This window comes from Pseudarthrobacter sp. CC4 (assembly GCF_048957775.1).
Taxonomy (GTDB): domain Bacteria; phylum Actinomycetota; class Actinomycetes; order Actinomycetales; family Micrococcaceae; genus Arthrobacter.
In genome coordinates this window covers 282650-297343 of record NZ_JARCCZ010000003.1, presented here as the reverse complement: position 1 = coordinate 297343, position 14694 = coordinate 282650, and the positions used below count along the sequence as shown (strand labels likewise).

Below are 14694 nucleotides of genomic sequence, written 5' to 3'. Positions count from 1 at the left end.
TGCTACTTCTCTGTGGTGATGTCGAAGTCGGCGCCAAGGCCGGCCAGCTTTTCAGTGAAGCGCTCGTAGCCGCGGTTGATGATGTCGATCCCCGTGACGCGGGAGGTGCCGGTGGCCGCGAGGGCGGCAATCAGGTGGCTGAAGCCGCCGCGCAGGTCCGGAACATCGATGTCGGTGCCCTTGAGCTGGGTGGGTCCGGAGATCACCGCGGAATGCAGGAAGTTGCGCTGGCCAAAACGGCACGGCACGCTGCCCAGGCACTCGCGGTGCACCTGGATGCTGGCGCCCATCCGGATGAGCGCGTCCGTGAAGCCGAAGCGGTTCTCGTAGACCGTCTCGTGGACGATGGACACGCCTTCGGCCTGGGTCAGGGCCACCACCAGCGGCTGCTGCCAGTCCGTCATGAAGCCGGGGTGCACGTCAGTCTCCAGCACCAGCGGATTGAGCTTCCCGCCGCGGTGGTAGAAACGGATGCCGTCTTCACCGATGTCCATGCCGCCGCCCACCTTGCGGTAGGTGTTCAGGAAGGTCATCATGTCCCGCTGGGAGGCGCCTTCAACGAAGATGTCACCCTTGGTCACCAGTGCCGCAGAAGCCCACGACGCCGATTCGTTGCGGTCCGAAAGCGCCCGGTGGTTGTAGCCGCCGAGGTCGCGGACGCCCTCGATGCGGATGGTGCGGTCAGTCTGGACGCTGATAATGGCGCCCATCTTCTGCAGCACGGCGATGAGGTCGATGATTTCCGGCTCTGTTGCAGCACCGGACAGCTCGGTGATGCCCTCGGCGCGCGTGGCGCTCAGCAGCACCTGCTCGGTGGCGCCCACGGAAGGGTAGGGCAGGGAGATCTTGGCGCCGTGCAGGCCCTTTGGGGCTGAGATGTGGATGCCGCCGGGCCGCTTCTCCACCACGGCACCGAACTGGCGCAGGACGTCCAGGTGGTAGTCAATGGGCCGGTCGCCGATCTTGCAGCCGCCGAGGTCGGGGATGAACGCCTCGCCGATCGCGTGGATCAGCGGCCCGCAAAGCAGGATGGGGATCCGGGAGTCGCCCGCGTGGGCGTCGATGGCGGTGCTGGACGCCGTCTTGGCGGCCTTGGGGTCCAGCGTGAGGTCGCCGGTCACCGGGTCCTTCACCACGGTCACGCCATGGAGCTGCAGGAGGGAGGTGACGACCTCCACGTCCTTGATCTCCGGCACGTTCCGCAACACCGACGGTTCGTTGCCCAGCAACGCTGCCACCATCGCCTTGGGAACAAGGTTCTTTGCTCCCCGGACGCTGACGCGGCCTGTAAGCGGGACTCCGCCGCGGATTGTCAGAACACTACTCATATACCGGTTTCCTTACGATCACTCGCCCCCAAATCCTTGCAAAGGCTCCAACCAAGCATAGGAGGTTGCGTTACCTAACCGAAATACGCGGGCGACGGCGGCAGGGCGTGGCGTGCCGCCGTCGGCCCTGCGCGGCTGCTTCAGCCGTTGGAGGAAAGGCGTGCCGGCAGGGTTTTCGGCTTGAACGAAGGACGGGTCGCCTCGTAGGCCGTGATGTCCGCCTCATGCTGCAGGGTCAGCCCGATGTCGTCCAGGCCCTCGAGCAGGCGCCAGCGCGTGTAGTCGTCAATCTCGAAGGGCGCAACGATGTTTCCGCACACCACGGTCTTGGACACCAGGTCCACCGTGACTTCGGTCCCCGGAGCGTTCTCCAGTTCCTTCCAGATCAGCTCGATGTCATCCTGGGAGAGCTCGGCGGCCAGCAGGCCCTGCTTGCCGGAATTCCCACGGAAGATGTCGGCGAAACGGGAGGAAAGGACGGCCTTGAAGCCGTAGTCCTTCAGCGCCCAGACGGCGTGCTCGCGGGACGATCCTGTTCCGAAGTCCGGGCCTGCCACCAGGACGGAGCCGGCGTTGAACGGCTCCTTGTTCAGGATGAAGGACGGGTCCTTGCGCCACGCCGAGAACAGCGCGTCCTCGAAGCCGGTCCGGGTAATCCGCTTGAGGTAGACGGCGGGGATGATCTGGTCCGTGTCCACGTTGCTCTGCCGCAGCGGGACGCCGATTCCGGTGTGGGTGGTGAACTTTTCCATGGCGTGTCCTAGGCTGCGTCGGTGCGGATGGCGGCGGATTCGGGAGCCGGATCGAGGTCCGACGGCGAACTCAGCGTGCCGCGGATGGCAGTGGCTGCGGCAACCACCGGGGAGACCAGGTGGGTGCGGCCGCCTTTGCCCTGGCGCCCTTCGAAGTTGCGGTTGGAGGTGGACGCGCAGCGCTCCCCCACGTCCAGCTGGTCCGGGTTCATGCCGAGGCACATGGAGCAGCCGGCAAAGCGCCATTCAGCGCCGAAATCCTTGAACACGCGGTCCAGGCCTTCGGCCTCCGCTTCCAGCCGCACGCGTGCCGACCCCGGCACCACGAGCATGCGGATATTGGGATCCTTCCGGCGCCCGCGGATGATGTCCGCCGCTGCACGCAGGTCCTCCATCCGGGAGTTGGTGCAGGAACCCAGGAACACGGTGTCCACCCGGATGTCCTTCATCGGCGTGCCTGCCTTGAGGCCCATGTACTGCAGTGCCCGCTCGGCCGCTGCCTTGGCGTTCTCGTCACCGAAATCCTCCGGAGACGGGACGGACTCGGACAGGGAGACGCCCTGGCCAGGGTTGGTGCCCCAGGTGACGAACGGCTCCAGGGTGTCGGCGTCCAGGTCCACCTGGGCATCGAAGACGGCGTCGTCGTCGGTCCGCAGGGTGTTCCAGTACTCGACGGCGGCATCCCAGTCCGCGCCTTCCGGCGCGTGCGGGCGGCCCTTCATGTAGTCGTAGGTGGTCTGGTCCGGCGCAACGAGGCCGGCCCTGGCACCCGCTTCGATGGACATGTTGCAGATGGTCATGCGCGCGTCCATGGACAGCGCCCGGATGGCGGAGCCGCGGTATTCCAGGACGTAGCCCTGGCCGCCGCCGGTGCCGATCTTGGCGATCACGGCCAGGATGATGTCCTTCGCCGTCACGCCGGGACGCAGCGTTCCCTCGACATTGATGGCCATCGTCTTGAACGGCTTCAGGGAGAGGGTCTGGGTGGCCATGACGTGCTCCACCTCGGAAGTGCCGATGCCCATGGCCAGCGCACCGAAAGCACCGTGGGTGGAGGTGTGCGAGTCACCGCAGACAACGGTCATGCCCGGCTGGGTGAGGCCCAGCTGCGGGCCCACGACGTGGACGATGCCCTGCTCGGCGTCACCGAGGCTGTGCAGCCGCACGCCGAACTCTGCGCAGTTGTTGCGCAGCGTCTGGATCTGGGTGCGGCTGGTCAGGTCGGCGATAGGCTTGTCGATGTCCAGCGTGGGAGTGTTGTGGTCCTCCGTCGCGATGGTCAGGTCCGGCCGGCGCAGCTTGCGGCCGGCCAGCCGCAGGCCTTCGAATGCCTGCGGAGACGTGACCTCGTGGACCAGGTGGAGGTCGATGAAGAGAAGGTCGGGCTGGGCGTTGGCTCCATCACCATCACCTTTGCGCACCACGTGTGCGTCCCAGACTTTCTCGGCCAATGTCTTTGCCATGGCCATCTCCCTTCACTGCTGTTTGGCTGATGAGATCAACTGAATCAGGACGGCTCCGCACTGCGCCAGCCGAAAGATTTGCATCTCAGATATTGAGACGGCAATATCATTACATGGACAATTCTAGTGGAGTCGGTGTCATTGATAAAGCGGCCCAGGTGCTTGATGCACTGGAAGCCGGCCCCACCACCCTCGCGCAGCTCGTGGCGGCCACCGGCCTGGCCCGCCCCACTGTGCACCGGCTTGCCCTCGCCCTGGTGCACCACCGGCTGGTAAGCCGTGATATCCAAGGCCGGTTCGTCCTGGGGAGCCGGCTGGTTGAACTGGCCTCCGCCGCGGGCGAGGACCGCCTGATCGCCTCCGCCGGGCCCGTCCTGATGCAGCTGCGCGACGCCACCGGCGAAAGCGCCCAGATTTTCCGCCGCCAGGGTGACTGGCGGGTATGCGTGGCGTCGGCCGAACGGCCCATCGGCCTTCGTGACACCATTCCCGTAGGCACGCAGCTGTCCATGAAGGCAGGATCAGCCGCCCAGGTGCTGCTCGCCTGGGAGGACCACGACCGCCTGCTCGAGGGGCTTCAGTCAGCCCGCTTTACGCCTACCGTCCTGGCTGGTGTACGACGGCGGGGCTGGGGCCAGAGCCTCGGCGAACGCGAGCCCGGGGTGGCCTCAGTTTCGGCGCCGGTGCGCGGGCCGTCCGGCCGGGTGATCGCGGCAGTTTCCATTTCCGGACCCATCGAGCGGCTCACCCGCCAGCCCGGCAGGCTGCATGCGGAAGTGGTCTGCAATGCCGGCCGCATCCTCACCGAGGCCCTGCGGAAGAACAACGACTGACGCGCTGACACCAACCGGCGGCCCGTACCGGCGCCGCCGGGCTAGGATTTTCGGCATGGGCAGCTACGCAGTGTTTCTTCGCGGCATCAACGTGGGCGGCATCAACATCAAGATGGCTGATCTGCGGGAGGCGCTCAAGGCCGCAGGCTTTGCTGACGCCCGCACCCTGATTGCCAGCGGAAATGTGGTCCTGGCCAGCCCCCTGGACGCGGACGCCGTCAAACGCGAATGCGAAAAATGCCTGCGGGACGCGTTCGGCTATGACGCCTGGGTGGTGGTCCTCGAGTCAGCCCGGCTGTCGGAACTCGTGGCCGCCTGCCCCTACCCCGAGGACGACAAAACCACCCACAGCTACATCACGCTCTCCTCGGACACGGGGGTCCTCGATGAACTCGATGCGGCAGGGGCGGCGCTGGAGGGAAACGAACAGGAGAGGCTGGGTCCGGAGGCCCTCGCCTGGCTGGCACCGGCCGGCGGAACGCTGGACAGCCCCTTCAGCAAGATTTCCGCGAAAGCCAAATTCAAAGCCGCGACCACTACGCGCAACCTGCGCACCCTGCTCAAGGTAAGGGACGCTGCCGCCGAACTCGCGGCGAGCGGGGCTTAGCTCGCCTGCCCGGCCGCGCAGGCCCTATCCGGCCGCAGCCGTCCGGAGCGCGGAGTTAAAGCCGGCCAGCCGGCTGACCTCCACCTCCACGGGTTCCACGACGAGTTCCTGCGCCACCGCGGCCACGGCGGCATTCAACCGCTTCCGTGCCCTCGCCGCCCGTGCATTGGCCGCGGCGGCTGCAATAAAGCGGCCCGTGATGGCAAGGAAGATCCCCAAGGCCACCCCAAAAGCGATCATCAGCGTTGGCACAGGCCATCCTTCGACCCGGGGCACCTCCGGCACGGGCATCTGGAAGTATCCCAGTGCCGCCAGGACACCTAGCCAGCCCAAGCCACCCAGCACAGTCAGCAGGGCCAGCCACTGCACCACGTTGAAGACTCCCCACCACCAGGATTTACGGTTCGCGGCGAGGTCCGTTCCGGCGATGGCCTGGTCCAGGGCATCAGGCAACCGCTCCCTACCTTCCCGGGCGGCCCCCCGAATGGCTGCACGCCAGGGGCCGGGGGCCCCGGCACTGGCGGCGTCGGCGAACTCCCGCACCGCTGCGTCCGTGCGCGCCCGTTCCGGCGCCCCTGCCGGCGGCAGCGACGTCCGGTTCAACTCCGACGGCGCCGCGCTGCGCAGGTTGAGCCGGCGCAGCGGATCCGCACGGAACCTGGACAACCACCGGGTCACCGGCCACCCCGTGCGCTTCACTGACTCCAGCCGGTAGGACTGCGCCACCGCCTGCACCACCACCGGCACGTTCGCTGCGATGGCCAGCTCATCAGCCAGGCGTGTCCTGGCTGCAGGCCGGACACCGGCAGCAGTCCCCTCGCCCGACACGGCACCAAGGTCGGCCGACGCCTTTGAGATATCCGCTGCAAGCCGCTGGGCCTGGGCTTTCCGCTTGACCGCAACACCACGGATGGCCGCACGGACCTGGTCCACCCCGGCCCCCGTCAAGGCGGAGGCCGCAAGCACCTGGACCTTGCCAAGTCCGTCCCGGGCAAGGATGGAGCGCAGGGATTCCAGGACGGGCTGCACATCGCGCTCCGGCAGCCGGTCCACCTGGTTGAGGACCACCAGGGTCACGGCTCCGTGGGAGGCCAGGCGGGACAGGAAGTCGTTGTGCACGGCAGCGTCCGCGTACTTCTGGGGGTCAAGGACCCACACCAGCACGTCCACCAGCCCCACCATCCGCTGCACCACTTCGCGGTTGGACGCCTTGGTGGAGTCAAAGTCCGGCAGGTCCAGCAGGATCAGGCCGGTGCCTTCGTCCGCGAACCCATCGACGGCGGCGGCGTGATGGCGGTTGCGGACTTCGAGCCAGTCGAGCAGCGGCTCGCTGCCTTCCGCCCCCCACACCCCTGCCAAAGGTTCCGATGTGGTGGGACGGCGGGCTGCCGCCGTCGCAATTTCCGCGCCGCTGACCGCGTTGAAGAGGGAGGACTTTCCGCTTCCTGTGGCGCCAAAGAAGCCCACCACGGTGTGGTCGGCGGAGAGGGAGCGCCGTGAACTTGCGCGTTCCAGGACGCTAAAGACCTCCTGCAGGGACTCATCCGGAAGGACTCCTTCGCCAAGTTCCCGGGCATCGTTGAGGGCTGAGAGCCGCCGGTCAAGCCGGGACGACTCGCGGGTATCGCTGTGGCGGCTCATGCCTTGTCCGCCAGCCGGAGCAGTGATGCGGCGTGGGCGGCGAGGGCTTCGGGCGCGCTTCCGTCGTATTCCGGCAGCCGGGCGAGGAACCTGCGTCTCTCCTCCTGCAGCAGCCGCTGGCAGCGGGCGTGCAGGTCCTTGCGCGCTTGTTCGGCCATCCGTCTGACGGCGTCCTCGCCGAAAACCGCTTCGAGCAGCCGCTGGCCCACGACGGCGGTGCCTCCTGCTACGCCCACCTCCAGTCCGGTGAGTCCCGCCGTCATCGAAAACACCACGATCATCAGCGCGGCGCCCAGCCCGTTGATGCCGAAGGACAGCCAGCGCGCCTGGGTCCGCTTGCCCTGGCCCTCGGTGCGGATCAGTTCCATCAGTGCTTCCTGCCACGCCCGGATCTCGGCGGCGGCGCGGTCCTCGAAGCCCGGCGTCGTGCCGGAGAGATCATCAGTCCCCAGCAGCTGCCGGCCGGCGGGGTCGTTGCGCCAGTGCTGGTCCGTGTCCTCGGCGGCGTTGGCTGCTTCGTCAACGATGACAGCCTGCAGGCCTGTCTCGATGGCTGCTTCCACCCTTACCGCGGGCGCCGGTTCACCCCGGAAGAAGGCACCCACGCGGTCACGGAAGCGGCCCACATTCTGTTCGAGGGCCCGGAAAAATTCTCCCGTGCCCACGAAGTCCTGCCAGCGGGCCAGCACTTCGCCCCTCAGGAGCGCGCCATCCCTTGTCGCGTCCAGGATGCGGTCCGCAGCGGCCTCATAGGCGGAGACGGCGGCGCCCTCCAGGTTCGCGGCCGCATGCTGCTGCTCCCGTGCTGCCTGCGCAACGGCAGAGACACGCTCCGCCATCGCCCTGACGGTTCCGTTCAGCGTGCGGCGGGCAATGTCGGACCGGCCGGCGGCGTCAGCGGCCAGCCCTGCCAGCCAGGTCCGCAGCGGCTGGACCGCCCCGGCGGGGAGCATGCCCATGGGATCCAGGCTGGTTTCAGGTATCACGAACATCTGCGCCGCCCCCAGGCCTTCGCGGTCCAGCAGGCCGCGCAGGTCCTCGCTGACTTCTGCCTCCGCCGCCGGAGGGACCCTGTCCAGGACCACCCCCACCATGATGTCCCGCGAGGCTGCATTCAGGAGCAGTTTCCATGGAACGGCGTCGGCATAACGGTTGGCGGTGGTGACGAAGACCCACAGGTCGGCGGCGGCCAGCAGCTGGGCTGCCAGCTTGCGGTTGTCATCCGAGATGGAATCCACATCGGGGGCGTCGAGGACAGCGATTCCTGCGGGCACCCCGGGGTCCGACACGAGGACGAGGGATGACATTGCAGCGGCGTCCGGAACCGCTCCTGCCCGGTTGGCAGGCACGGGACTGCTGACGATGGAACCGCGGATCCTGTTCAAGCTCGGCAGCACGCGCTGGCCCTCGAACCAGGCCGCCTCCGACGGGTGGTGCAGGAGGATGGGCTGGCGGGTAGTGGGGCGGATGGCGCCTGCACGGGTTACCGGGTGGCCTACGATCCCGTTCACGAGTGTCGACTTGCCGGCTCCGGTTGAACCTCCGACGACGGCCAGGAGCGGAGCGTCAAGGCTGCGGTACCGCGGGAGGATGTAGTCATCGAGCTGGGCCACGGCGCTGGCGGCCTCGCGGCGCGCCTGCTCAGCATCCGGCAGGGCAAGAGGCAGCTCCGCCGCCGCAAGATCATTGCGCACCTCTTCGAGCAGCGTTAAGGCCGCCGAGGCCGCAGCACTGCCGGAAGGTTTGCGCTGCGGATCCTGCGGGGCATCCTGCTCGTTCCGGGAGGTCACAGCAACATCATGCCAGTTCCCGAACTGTTCGCCGTACGCCCTGCGCGCGGTGCCATAGCTGGGCCGGCTTCTCCACGTAGCGGCAGGACAGCCACGCAACTGGTGCTACCAGCAGTAACGAGGCAGCCGCAAACACCAAAGGAGGCACAACGGAGTGTAGCCCGAGGGCGGCAAGGAACTGCTGCGCAGGCCAACCATAGATATAGATACCAAACGAAACGTCATAGCGGGACCCCACTCCGAAGAGGGGAAGATACAGTGACCCCAGGATGAGGAAAAGACTCAGGGGAAGGTGTACCAAGGATGACGCGAAGCCGAAGGATGACACCAGGACCACCAGGCCGGCGGCAAGCACGAGGGTTGTAGGGTTCGCGGGAATGACATCCTGGAAAAGGTAGATCAACGCTCCTGCGAGAAACGACAAGACAGGTATAAGGGGCCAGTCGTTACGCACGGGCGCGGCGATCCAACCGGCGTCGACGGCCACGGCAGCGGCTGAAGCGACACTGAAGAGAGTCAGCAGCGCGAGGCGTACTAAGTCGGGCCGGAAAAGCCGGAACACTATTCCGATCAGGATGTAACAGGCGATCTCCCAGAACAGCGTCCACAGTGGGCCGTTCCACAATCGGGGGTCTGGCAGGCCTTCAAGCGACCCGGGAATGCCCCCGACTGCGATAAAGGGGGTGCCGGCGGACAGATTGGTGACAAAGTAGACCGCAGCATCGGAAAGCGAGTAATGCCGGCCCGTCGAGGCGGCCGTAACAGGGGCAATCACAAAAGCTACAACGGTCACGCAAGCAGCAAGGCCGGGGAAGATCCGCAGAAACCTGGCTAGGCAGTAACTGCCGGCTGAACTCGCCCGTGTCCTGCTTCGCGTTATCAAGTATCCAGAAATCCCGAAGAAGCCCAGCACAGCCCAACTGCCGAGCTTTACACTCCCCGGACTGGGCTCGGGCCCATAGCCTCCCAGCCACCAGGAGTGGGACAGGATGACAGCCGAGGCCAATACCAGCCGGATGGCGTTCAAAGAGTTCTTGCTTCCGGCAAACCGGCTTCCCAGCACAGATTCCCCCAAATGGCTTCGATTTGGGTTCAAGGTATGGCAGCTTCCCCAAGAAACATGTCAGGTTTGCCGAAGCATTAAAGAAAGATGGCCCCGGGCGTTTGCCCGGGACCATTTCGGTGGTGACCCCAGCGGGATTCGAACCCGCGTTACCGCCGTGAGAGGGCGGCGTACTAGGCCGCTATACGATGGGGCCGTGTACATTTCCGTACTTTTGCCAGCGTTTCCGCTGATCAAGCTCAGTGATTCTTTCACACACTTTGCTTTGGTTTCAAATCGGCGGACCGGCTGAAACCGTCTGTTTCGAGCTTCGAACTGCTGCTCAAACCAGAGCTGGGATACCAGGACTCGAACCTAGAATGACGGTACCAGAAACCGTAGTGTTGCCAATTACACCATATCCCAATGATACTTTCGGGCCGGATTTCAGGGGCTTTACCCTGCTCCGTGCGCCTCAGCACGAGAAATTACTTTACCTGAGACTCTTGGCTCGCACAAATCGGCGCGGGTGATGCTGGCCACGACAGCCTTGCATAGTGAATGGACGGACGGAAGGGGCGACGGAATGGCTTGGAGGGCGCGGACAGTCATCGGTTTGCTCGGTGCGGCCGGGGTCGCGGCGTGGGCTCGGGCCTGGCGCCCCCGGCACTTGACGTGGGGCGCAACCCCTGATGAGGTGGCCCGGGCGTTGCCGGGTGATGACCTGGTGCGGTCTCCGACTTTCAACGCCACCCGTGCCATCTCAGTCGGAGCTGCACCCGAACGGATCTGGCCCTGGCTTGTCCAGGTCGGGGTGCGGCGGGCCGGGTGGTACAGCTATGACCTGCTGGACAACCTCGGACGTCCCAGCGCCAGGCAGATCCGCCCCGAATGGCAGGCCCTGGAACCGGGCGACACACTGCCGATGAGTCCGGGCGGCAAGCACGGTATCAACGTCTACTCAATGGACTACCCGCGCTCCATGGTCTGGGGAACCCCGGGTGACACCACATGGGTTTGGCAGCTTGACCCGCAACCGGACGGAACCACCCGGCTCCTCACCCGGATCCGCTCCCGCATCCGGTGGTCGCCCGCATCCATTGCATTCTCGGCACTGCTGGAGGTTGCCGACTTCTGGATGATCCGCAAAATGCTGGCCGGCCTGCGTGAACGGGCCGAGCAGAGCGGAACTTCCCCGGGCGGGGAGGACGGCCGGACCCCTGCCCGGAGCGCTTCCTAGCCGACCAGCTCTGCCAGCGAGGACACGGCGTTGCCTTCAAACTCCGCCACCGGCTCCCCCACCCTGTTGAGCCAAACGCCGACCAGCCCCGCCGCCGTCGAGCCCTCCGCGTCCAGGAGCCGGTTGTCGCCCACATAGAGCGTGTCGGCCGGTGCGGTACCCAGCAGCCGGACACCTTCCAGGTAGATGGCCGGATCGGGCTTCGCCACGCCCAGCGTGTCCGTCCCCACCAGCCGCCGGACGCGTTCCAGTCCGGCTCCGTCCAGCTTGGCGCGCTGGTAATCATGCACGTTGTTGCTGACCGCCCCGTAAGGGATGCCTGCCTGGTCCAGGACGTCCAGCAGCGGCATGACATCCGGAAAGGGCTTTACGTAGGCGGGCTGCTTTTCAATGTAGGCCGCCAGCCACTGGTGGGACTGCTCGCCCTCGTCCAACTCGACGCCGAAGTGGCCCAGGGCGGCACGGCCGCGCAGCAGCCGCTGCTCGTTGAACGTGAGTTCACCGGCCAGGTAGCGGTCGTAATAGTGGGTGGTTTCGTGCGTAAAGATACGGCCGAACCTCTCCCACCCGGCCTGGTCCAGTCCGGGCAGGAGGTGTTCGCTGACTTCCCGCAGCGCGGTTGTCATCGAGAACTCGAGGTCCACCAGTGTGTCGTCGATGTCGAACAGGATCCCCCGCACCGCCCCGAAGGGCGTGTCCAGGAAACTGGTGGAGGCAGCGGTGGGAGCTGACATCAGCCGCGGAAGGCCCGGAGCCTGCGGAGTGAGGATTCCCGGCCGAGGATCACCATGGACTCGAAGAGCGGCGGCGAGATGCGGCGGCCGGAAACAGCCGTACGCACCGGTCCGAAGGCGAGCCGGGGCTTGAGGCCCAGCTCCTCAACCAGGGTCCGTTTCAGGGCAGCCTGGATTTCTTCCGCCGTCCACTCCTGCACGCCGTCCAGGGCGGCTATTGCCGCATCGAGGACCTCCCCAAGGTTCTCCGGAAGTCCCTTCCGGGCGTCGTCCGCTACATCGATGGCGTCGTCATCCTTGAACAGGAATCCGAGCATGTCGGGCGCCTCGCCCAGGAGCGTGATGCGCTCCTGGATCAGCGGCGCGGCCTCGGTGAGGATTTCCTCCTGCCGCGCCGTAAGCTGCTCCCCCACGTAGCCCTCGGTGCGCAGGTACGGCACCAGCCGCTCCCGGAAGTCCCCCGGCGCGAGCATCCGGATGTGGGTCCCGTTGATGGCTTCGGCCTTCTTGATGTCAAAGCGCGCAGGGTTGGCCAGAACGTCGTGGACATCGAAGTTTTCGATCAGCTGGTCCACGGTGAAGATGTCCTCGTCCGCGGACAGGCTCCAGCCCAGCAGGGACAGGTAATTCAGGAGGCCCTCGGGAATGAAGCCGCGGTCGCGCAGCAGGAAGAGGTTGGACTGCGGATCACGCTTGGACAGCTTTTTGTTGCCTTCGCCCATCACGTAGGGCAGGTGGCCGAACTCCGGCATGTAGCTGGCAACACCGATTTCCATCAGGGCGCGGATGAGGACAACCTGGCGCGGTGTGGAGGACAGCAGGTCCTCGCCGCGCAGTACGTGGGTAATGCCCATGAGGGCGTCGTCCACGGGGTTTACCAGGGTGTACAGGGGGGACCCGTCCGCACGCACGATGACGTAATCCGGGATACTGCCGGCTTTGAAGGTGATCTCGCCGCGGACCAGGTCGGTGAACGTGACGTCTTCATCGGGCATCCGGACCCGGAGCACCGGCTGCCGGCCTTCGGACCTGAAGGCAGCCACCTGATCTTCGGTCAGCTCGCGGTCAAAGTTGTCGTAGCCGAGCTTGGGGTCGCGGCCGGCCGCGCGGTGGCGCGCCTCGACCTCCTCGGGGGACGAGTAGCACTCATAGGCGTAGCCGGCCTCGATCAGCTTGGCCACGACGTCCTTGTAAAGGTCCAGCCGCTGCGACTGCCGGTACGGTTCGTGGGGCCCGCCCACTTCCACGCCCTCTTCCCATGTGATGCCGAGCCACTTCAATGCTTCCAGCAGCTGCTGGTAGCTCTCCTCCGAGTCGCGTGCAGCGTCCGTGTCCTCGATGCGGAAGACGAAGGTGCCCTTGGTGTGCTTGGCATGGGCCCAGTTGAACAGTGCCGTGCGGATCAGCCCCACGTGCGGGGTGCCCGTGGGTGACGGGCAGAACCGGACCCGTACGGGAGTGTCGGCAGAAACGGAGGGCAAGGAGGCAGCAGTCGACGCAGAAGCAGTAGTCATAGTGGCTCCAACTTTACCGTCTGCCGCCAGGGGTGAAGGCGGGCCTGGCGTCAGCGGCGCACGATGGGGTTGGACAGGCGGCCGATGCCCTCAATCTCCACTTCGAAGCGGTCCCCCGCGTTGACGAGTCCTACGCCGGCCGGAGTCCCCGTCATGATGACGTCGCCGGGCAGGAGGGTGAAAGCCTGGGACACAATGGAGACCAGCTCGCGCACTCCCCTGACCATCTGGCTGGTGCTGCCGTCCTGCCGCAGCTCCCCGTTCAGCCTGCCCTGGATCTGCAGGTCCTCGGTATCCAGCTCTGTCTCGATCCACGGGCCCAGCGGCGCGGAGGTGTCAAAGCCCTTGGCCCGGGTCCACTGCAGGTCGGTTTTCTGAACGTCCCGGGCAGTGAGGTCGTTGCCGCACGTGTAGCCGAAGATGACGTCATCCACGCGGTCCTCAGGGACGTCCTTGCAGATCCTACCGATGACCACGCAGAGCTCAGCTTCGAAGGAGACTTCCTCGGAGAACTCCGGCAGCACTACAGGATCGTTGGGGCCCACCACGGCGGTGTTGGGCTTCAGGAACAGGAGGGGCTGGGCCGGGACTTCGTTGCCGAGTTCATGCGCGTGCTCCACGAAGTTTCGTCCCACGCCGATGACCTTGCTGCGGGGAATGATCGGGGCCAGCAGCCGGACGTCCTCCAGCTTGTGGCGGACGGAGGTGCGCTCCACCCCGTTGAAGAACGGGTCTCCGTGGATGACAGTGATTTCCTCACTGCCCGTGTCACCTTCGACAACGCCGTAGAGGGGATCAGAATCAACGACAAACCTGGCAATACGCATGGCTCCTACCCTACCGTCTCGCCACCCCGCGCCTGCCAGCGCTACGTCTGGGCCGCAGTGCCCCGGAGGTAGTGGAGCTGCGCCGCCACGGACGTTTCAGCGGCCCGCCGCACGGAAGGGTCGACGTCGGAATACACCGCGCCGGCGACGTCACGGGCGGTTGCGTCCCGGCCCAGGGTGTCCAGCGCAGCGCGGACCTGTTCCAGCCGCTCGAGGCGGTGGCTGCGGTAGGCGCGCGCAATTTCCGCCAGCGACGGAAGAACGGGACCATGGGCGGGAAGCACTGTGGCGGGGCCAATCGCTTCCAGCCGGTCGAGGGAGGCAAGGTAGTCCGCGAGGGTCCCGTCAGGGTAGTCGATCATTGTGGTGCCGCGGCCCAGGATGGTGTCCCCGGTCAGGACCGAGCCGTGGGCACCGTCGCCGGGGAGGTGGAAGCACACGGAATCGGAAGTGTGGCCGGGAGTGGCCACCACCCGGATGTCCACGCCCGCGGCGGAAAGAACTTCGCCATCCTGCAAAGGAGTGCCGCTCCCGTGGCAGTGGACGGCGTCGGCGGCACGCACGGGGGCGCCGGTCAAGCCATGGAGCCGGGCGGAACCTGCTGTGTGGTCCGCGTGGCGGTGGGTGATGAGGATGAGGTCCACGGGGCCTGCCGCTGCCAGGGCCTCCAGGTGGGCCTCGTCGAACGGACCGGGATCCACCACCACAGCGCCGGGGTTACCGGGTGCGTGCAGGACGTAGGAGTTGGTCCCCGCCAGGCTCATGGGTCCTGGATTGGGCGCCAGGAGACACCGGGTCAGGGCCGAGCTGCGCTGCAGGACGGGGCCGGAAGCTGAAGTCACCACACCATCCTTGCAGACGCGAAAGGCGCCTGCCGGAGCAAAGTCCGGCAGGCGCCGTCGTACGCGTCTGGAAAGTGGGCG

The 14694-nt window shown here is 66.2% G+C and carries 13 protein-coding genes and 2 tRNA genes; 3 read left to right on the top strand and 12 right to left on the bottom strand.

The genetic code is table 11. The features are described from left to right. Window positions 1-2: 2 nt before the first annotated feature. From murA to leuC, 3 genes are all read right to left on the bottom strand, one after another. The gene (gene murA / locus PV768_RS04135; RefSeq protein ID WP_157241893.1) at window positions 3-1328 is read right to left on the bottom strand and encodes a UDP-N-acetylglucosamine 1-carboxyvinyltransferase; all 1326 of its coding nucleotides are present in this window, start codon (window positions 1326-1328) and stop codon (window positions 3-5) included. 140 nt (window positions 1329-1468) lie between these two features. Beyond that, window positions 1469-2080 (bottom strand): 3-isopropylmalate dehydratase small subunit, encoded by a 612-nt coding sequence (gene leuD, locus PV768_RS04130; protein WP_157241892.1) that lies wholly within the window; start codon window positions 2078-2080, stop codon window positions 1469-1471. Between the two features lie 8 nt (window positions 2081-2088). Then, a complete protein-coding gene (leuC, locus tag PV768_RS04125) occupies window positions 2089-3543 on the bottom strand; it encodes a 3-isopropylmalate dehydratase large subunit (RefSeq protein ID WP_157241891.1) in 1455 nt (484 codons plus the stop codon). A gap of 113 nt (window positions 3544-3656) precedes the next feature. Here leuC and PV768_RS04120 point away from each other — a divergent pair, with 113 nt between their 5' ends. Together PV768_RS04120 and PV768_RS04115 are read left to right on the top strand one after the other, a co-directional pair. Further along, window positions 3657-4376, top strand: a complete 720-nt coding sequence (locus tag PV768_RS04120; protein ID WP_009356552.1) for an IclR family transcriptional regulator — start codon at window positions 3657-3659, stop codon at window positions 4374-4376. A 55-nt stretch (window positions 4377-4431) separates the two neighbouring features. Further along, window positions 4432-4983: a DUF1697 domain-containing protein gene (locus PV768_RS04115; RefSeq protein ID WP_421092337.1), complete on the top strand. Its 552-nt coding sequence runs from the start codon at window positions 4432-4434 to the stop codon at window positions 4981-4983. A gap of 24 nt (window positions 4984-5007) precedes the next feature. Here PV768_RS04115 and PV768_RS04110 read toward each other — a convergent pair whose 3' ends face one another. The 5 genes from PV768_RS04110 to PV768_RS04090 all read right to left on the bottom strand — a co-directional run bounded on the left by PV768_RS04110 (window position 5008) and on the right by PV768_RS04090 (window position 9882). Beyond that, window positions 5008-6624, bottom strand: a complete 1617-nt coding sequence (locus tag PV768_RS04110; protein WP_157241889.1) for a GTPase — start codon at window positions 6622-6624, stop codon at window positions 5008-5010. Then, entirely contained in the window at window positions 6621-8414 is a 1794-nt protein-coding gene (locus tag PV768_RS04105; protein WP_416235539.1) for a dynamin family protein, read from the bottom strand. Before PV768_RS04105 ends, PV768_RS04110 begins: the two co-directional genes overlap by 4 nt. A gap of 7 nt (window positions 8415-8421) precedes the next feature. Next, entirely contained in the window at window positions 8422-9477 is a 1056-nt protein-coding gene (locus PV768_RS04100; protein WP_421092336.1) for an acyltransferase family protein, read from the bottom strand. Between the two features lie 120 nt (window positions 9478-9597). Then, window positions 9598-9673, bottom strand: a tRNA-Glu gene (locus tag PV768_RS04095). Window positions 9674-9810: 137 nt separating this feature from the next. Further along, window positions 9811-9882, bottom strand: a tRNA-Gln gene (locus tag PV768_RS04090). 160 nt (window positions 9883-10042) lie between these two features. Here PV768_RS04090 and PV768_RS04085 point away from each other — a divergent pair. Beyond that, window positions 10043-10696, top strand: coding sequence for a hypothetical protein (locus PV768_RS04085; RefSeq protein WP_421092335.1), 654 nt, complete (start codon window positions 10043-10045; stop codon window positions 10694-10696). Here the strand turns inward: PV768_RS04085 and PV768_RS04080 are convergent. The 4 genes from PV768_RS04080 to PV768_RS04065 are packed head-to-tail and all read right to left on the bottom strand — an operon-like array spanning window position 10693 to window position 14613. Continuing rightward, window positions 10693-11430, bottom strand: coding sequence for an HAD family hydrolase (locus PV768_RS04080; RefSeq protein ID WP_157241885.1), 738 nt, complete (start codon window positions 11428-11430; stop codon window positions 10693-10695). The two genes, PV768_RS04085 and PV768_RS04080, sit on opposite strands and share 4 nt — an antisense overlap. Beyond that, window positions 11430-12944: a glutamate--tRNA ligase gene (gene gltX / locus PV768_RS04075; protein WP_421092334.1), complete on the bottom strand. Its 1515-nt coding sequence runs from the start codon at window positions 12942-12944 to the stop codon at window positions 11430-11432. Before gltX ends, PV768_RS04080 begins: the two co-directional genes overlap by 1 nt. Window positions 12945-12994: 50 nt before the next feature. Next, complete coding sequence (locus PV768_RS04070) at window positions 12995-13771, bottom strand: fumarylacetoacetate hydrolase family protein (RefSeq protein WP_321213817.1); 777 nt, start codon at window positions 13769-13771, stop codon at window positions 12995-12997. A 41-nt stretch (window positions 13772-13812) separates the two neighbouring features. After that, complete coding sequence (locus PV768_RS04065) at window positions 13813-14613, bottom strand: MBL fold metallo-hydrolase (RefSeq protein ID WP_323056520.1); 801 nt, start codon at window positions 14611-14613, stop codon at window positions 13813-13815. Window positions 14614-14694: the final 81 nt, after the last annotated feature.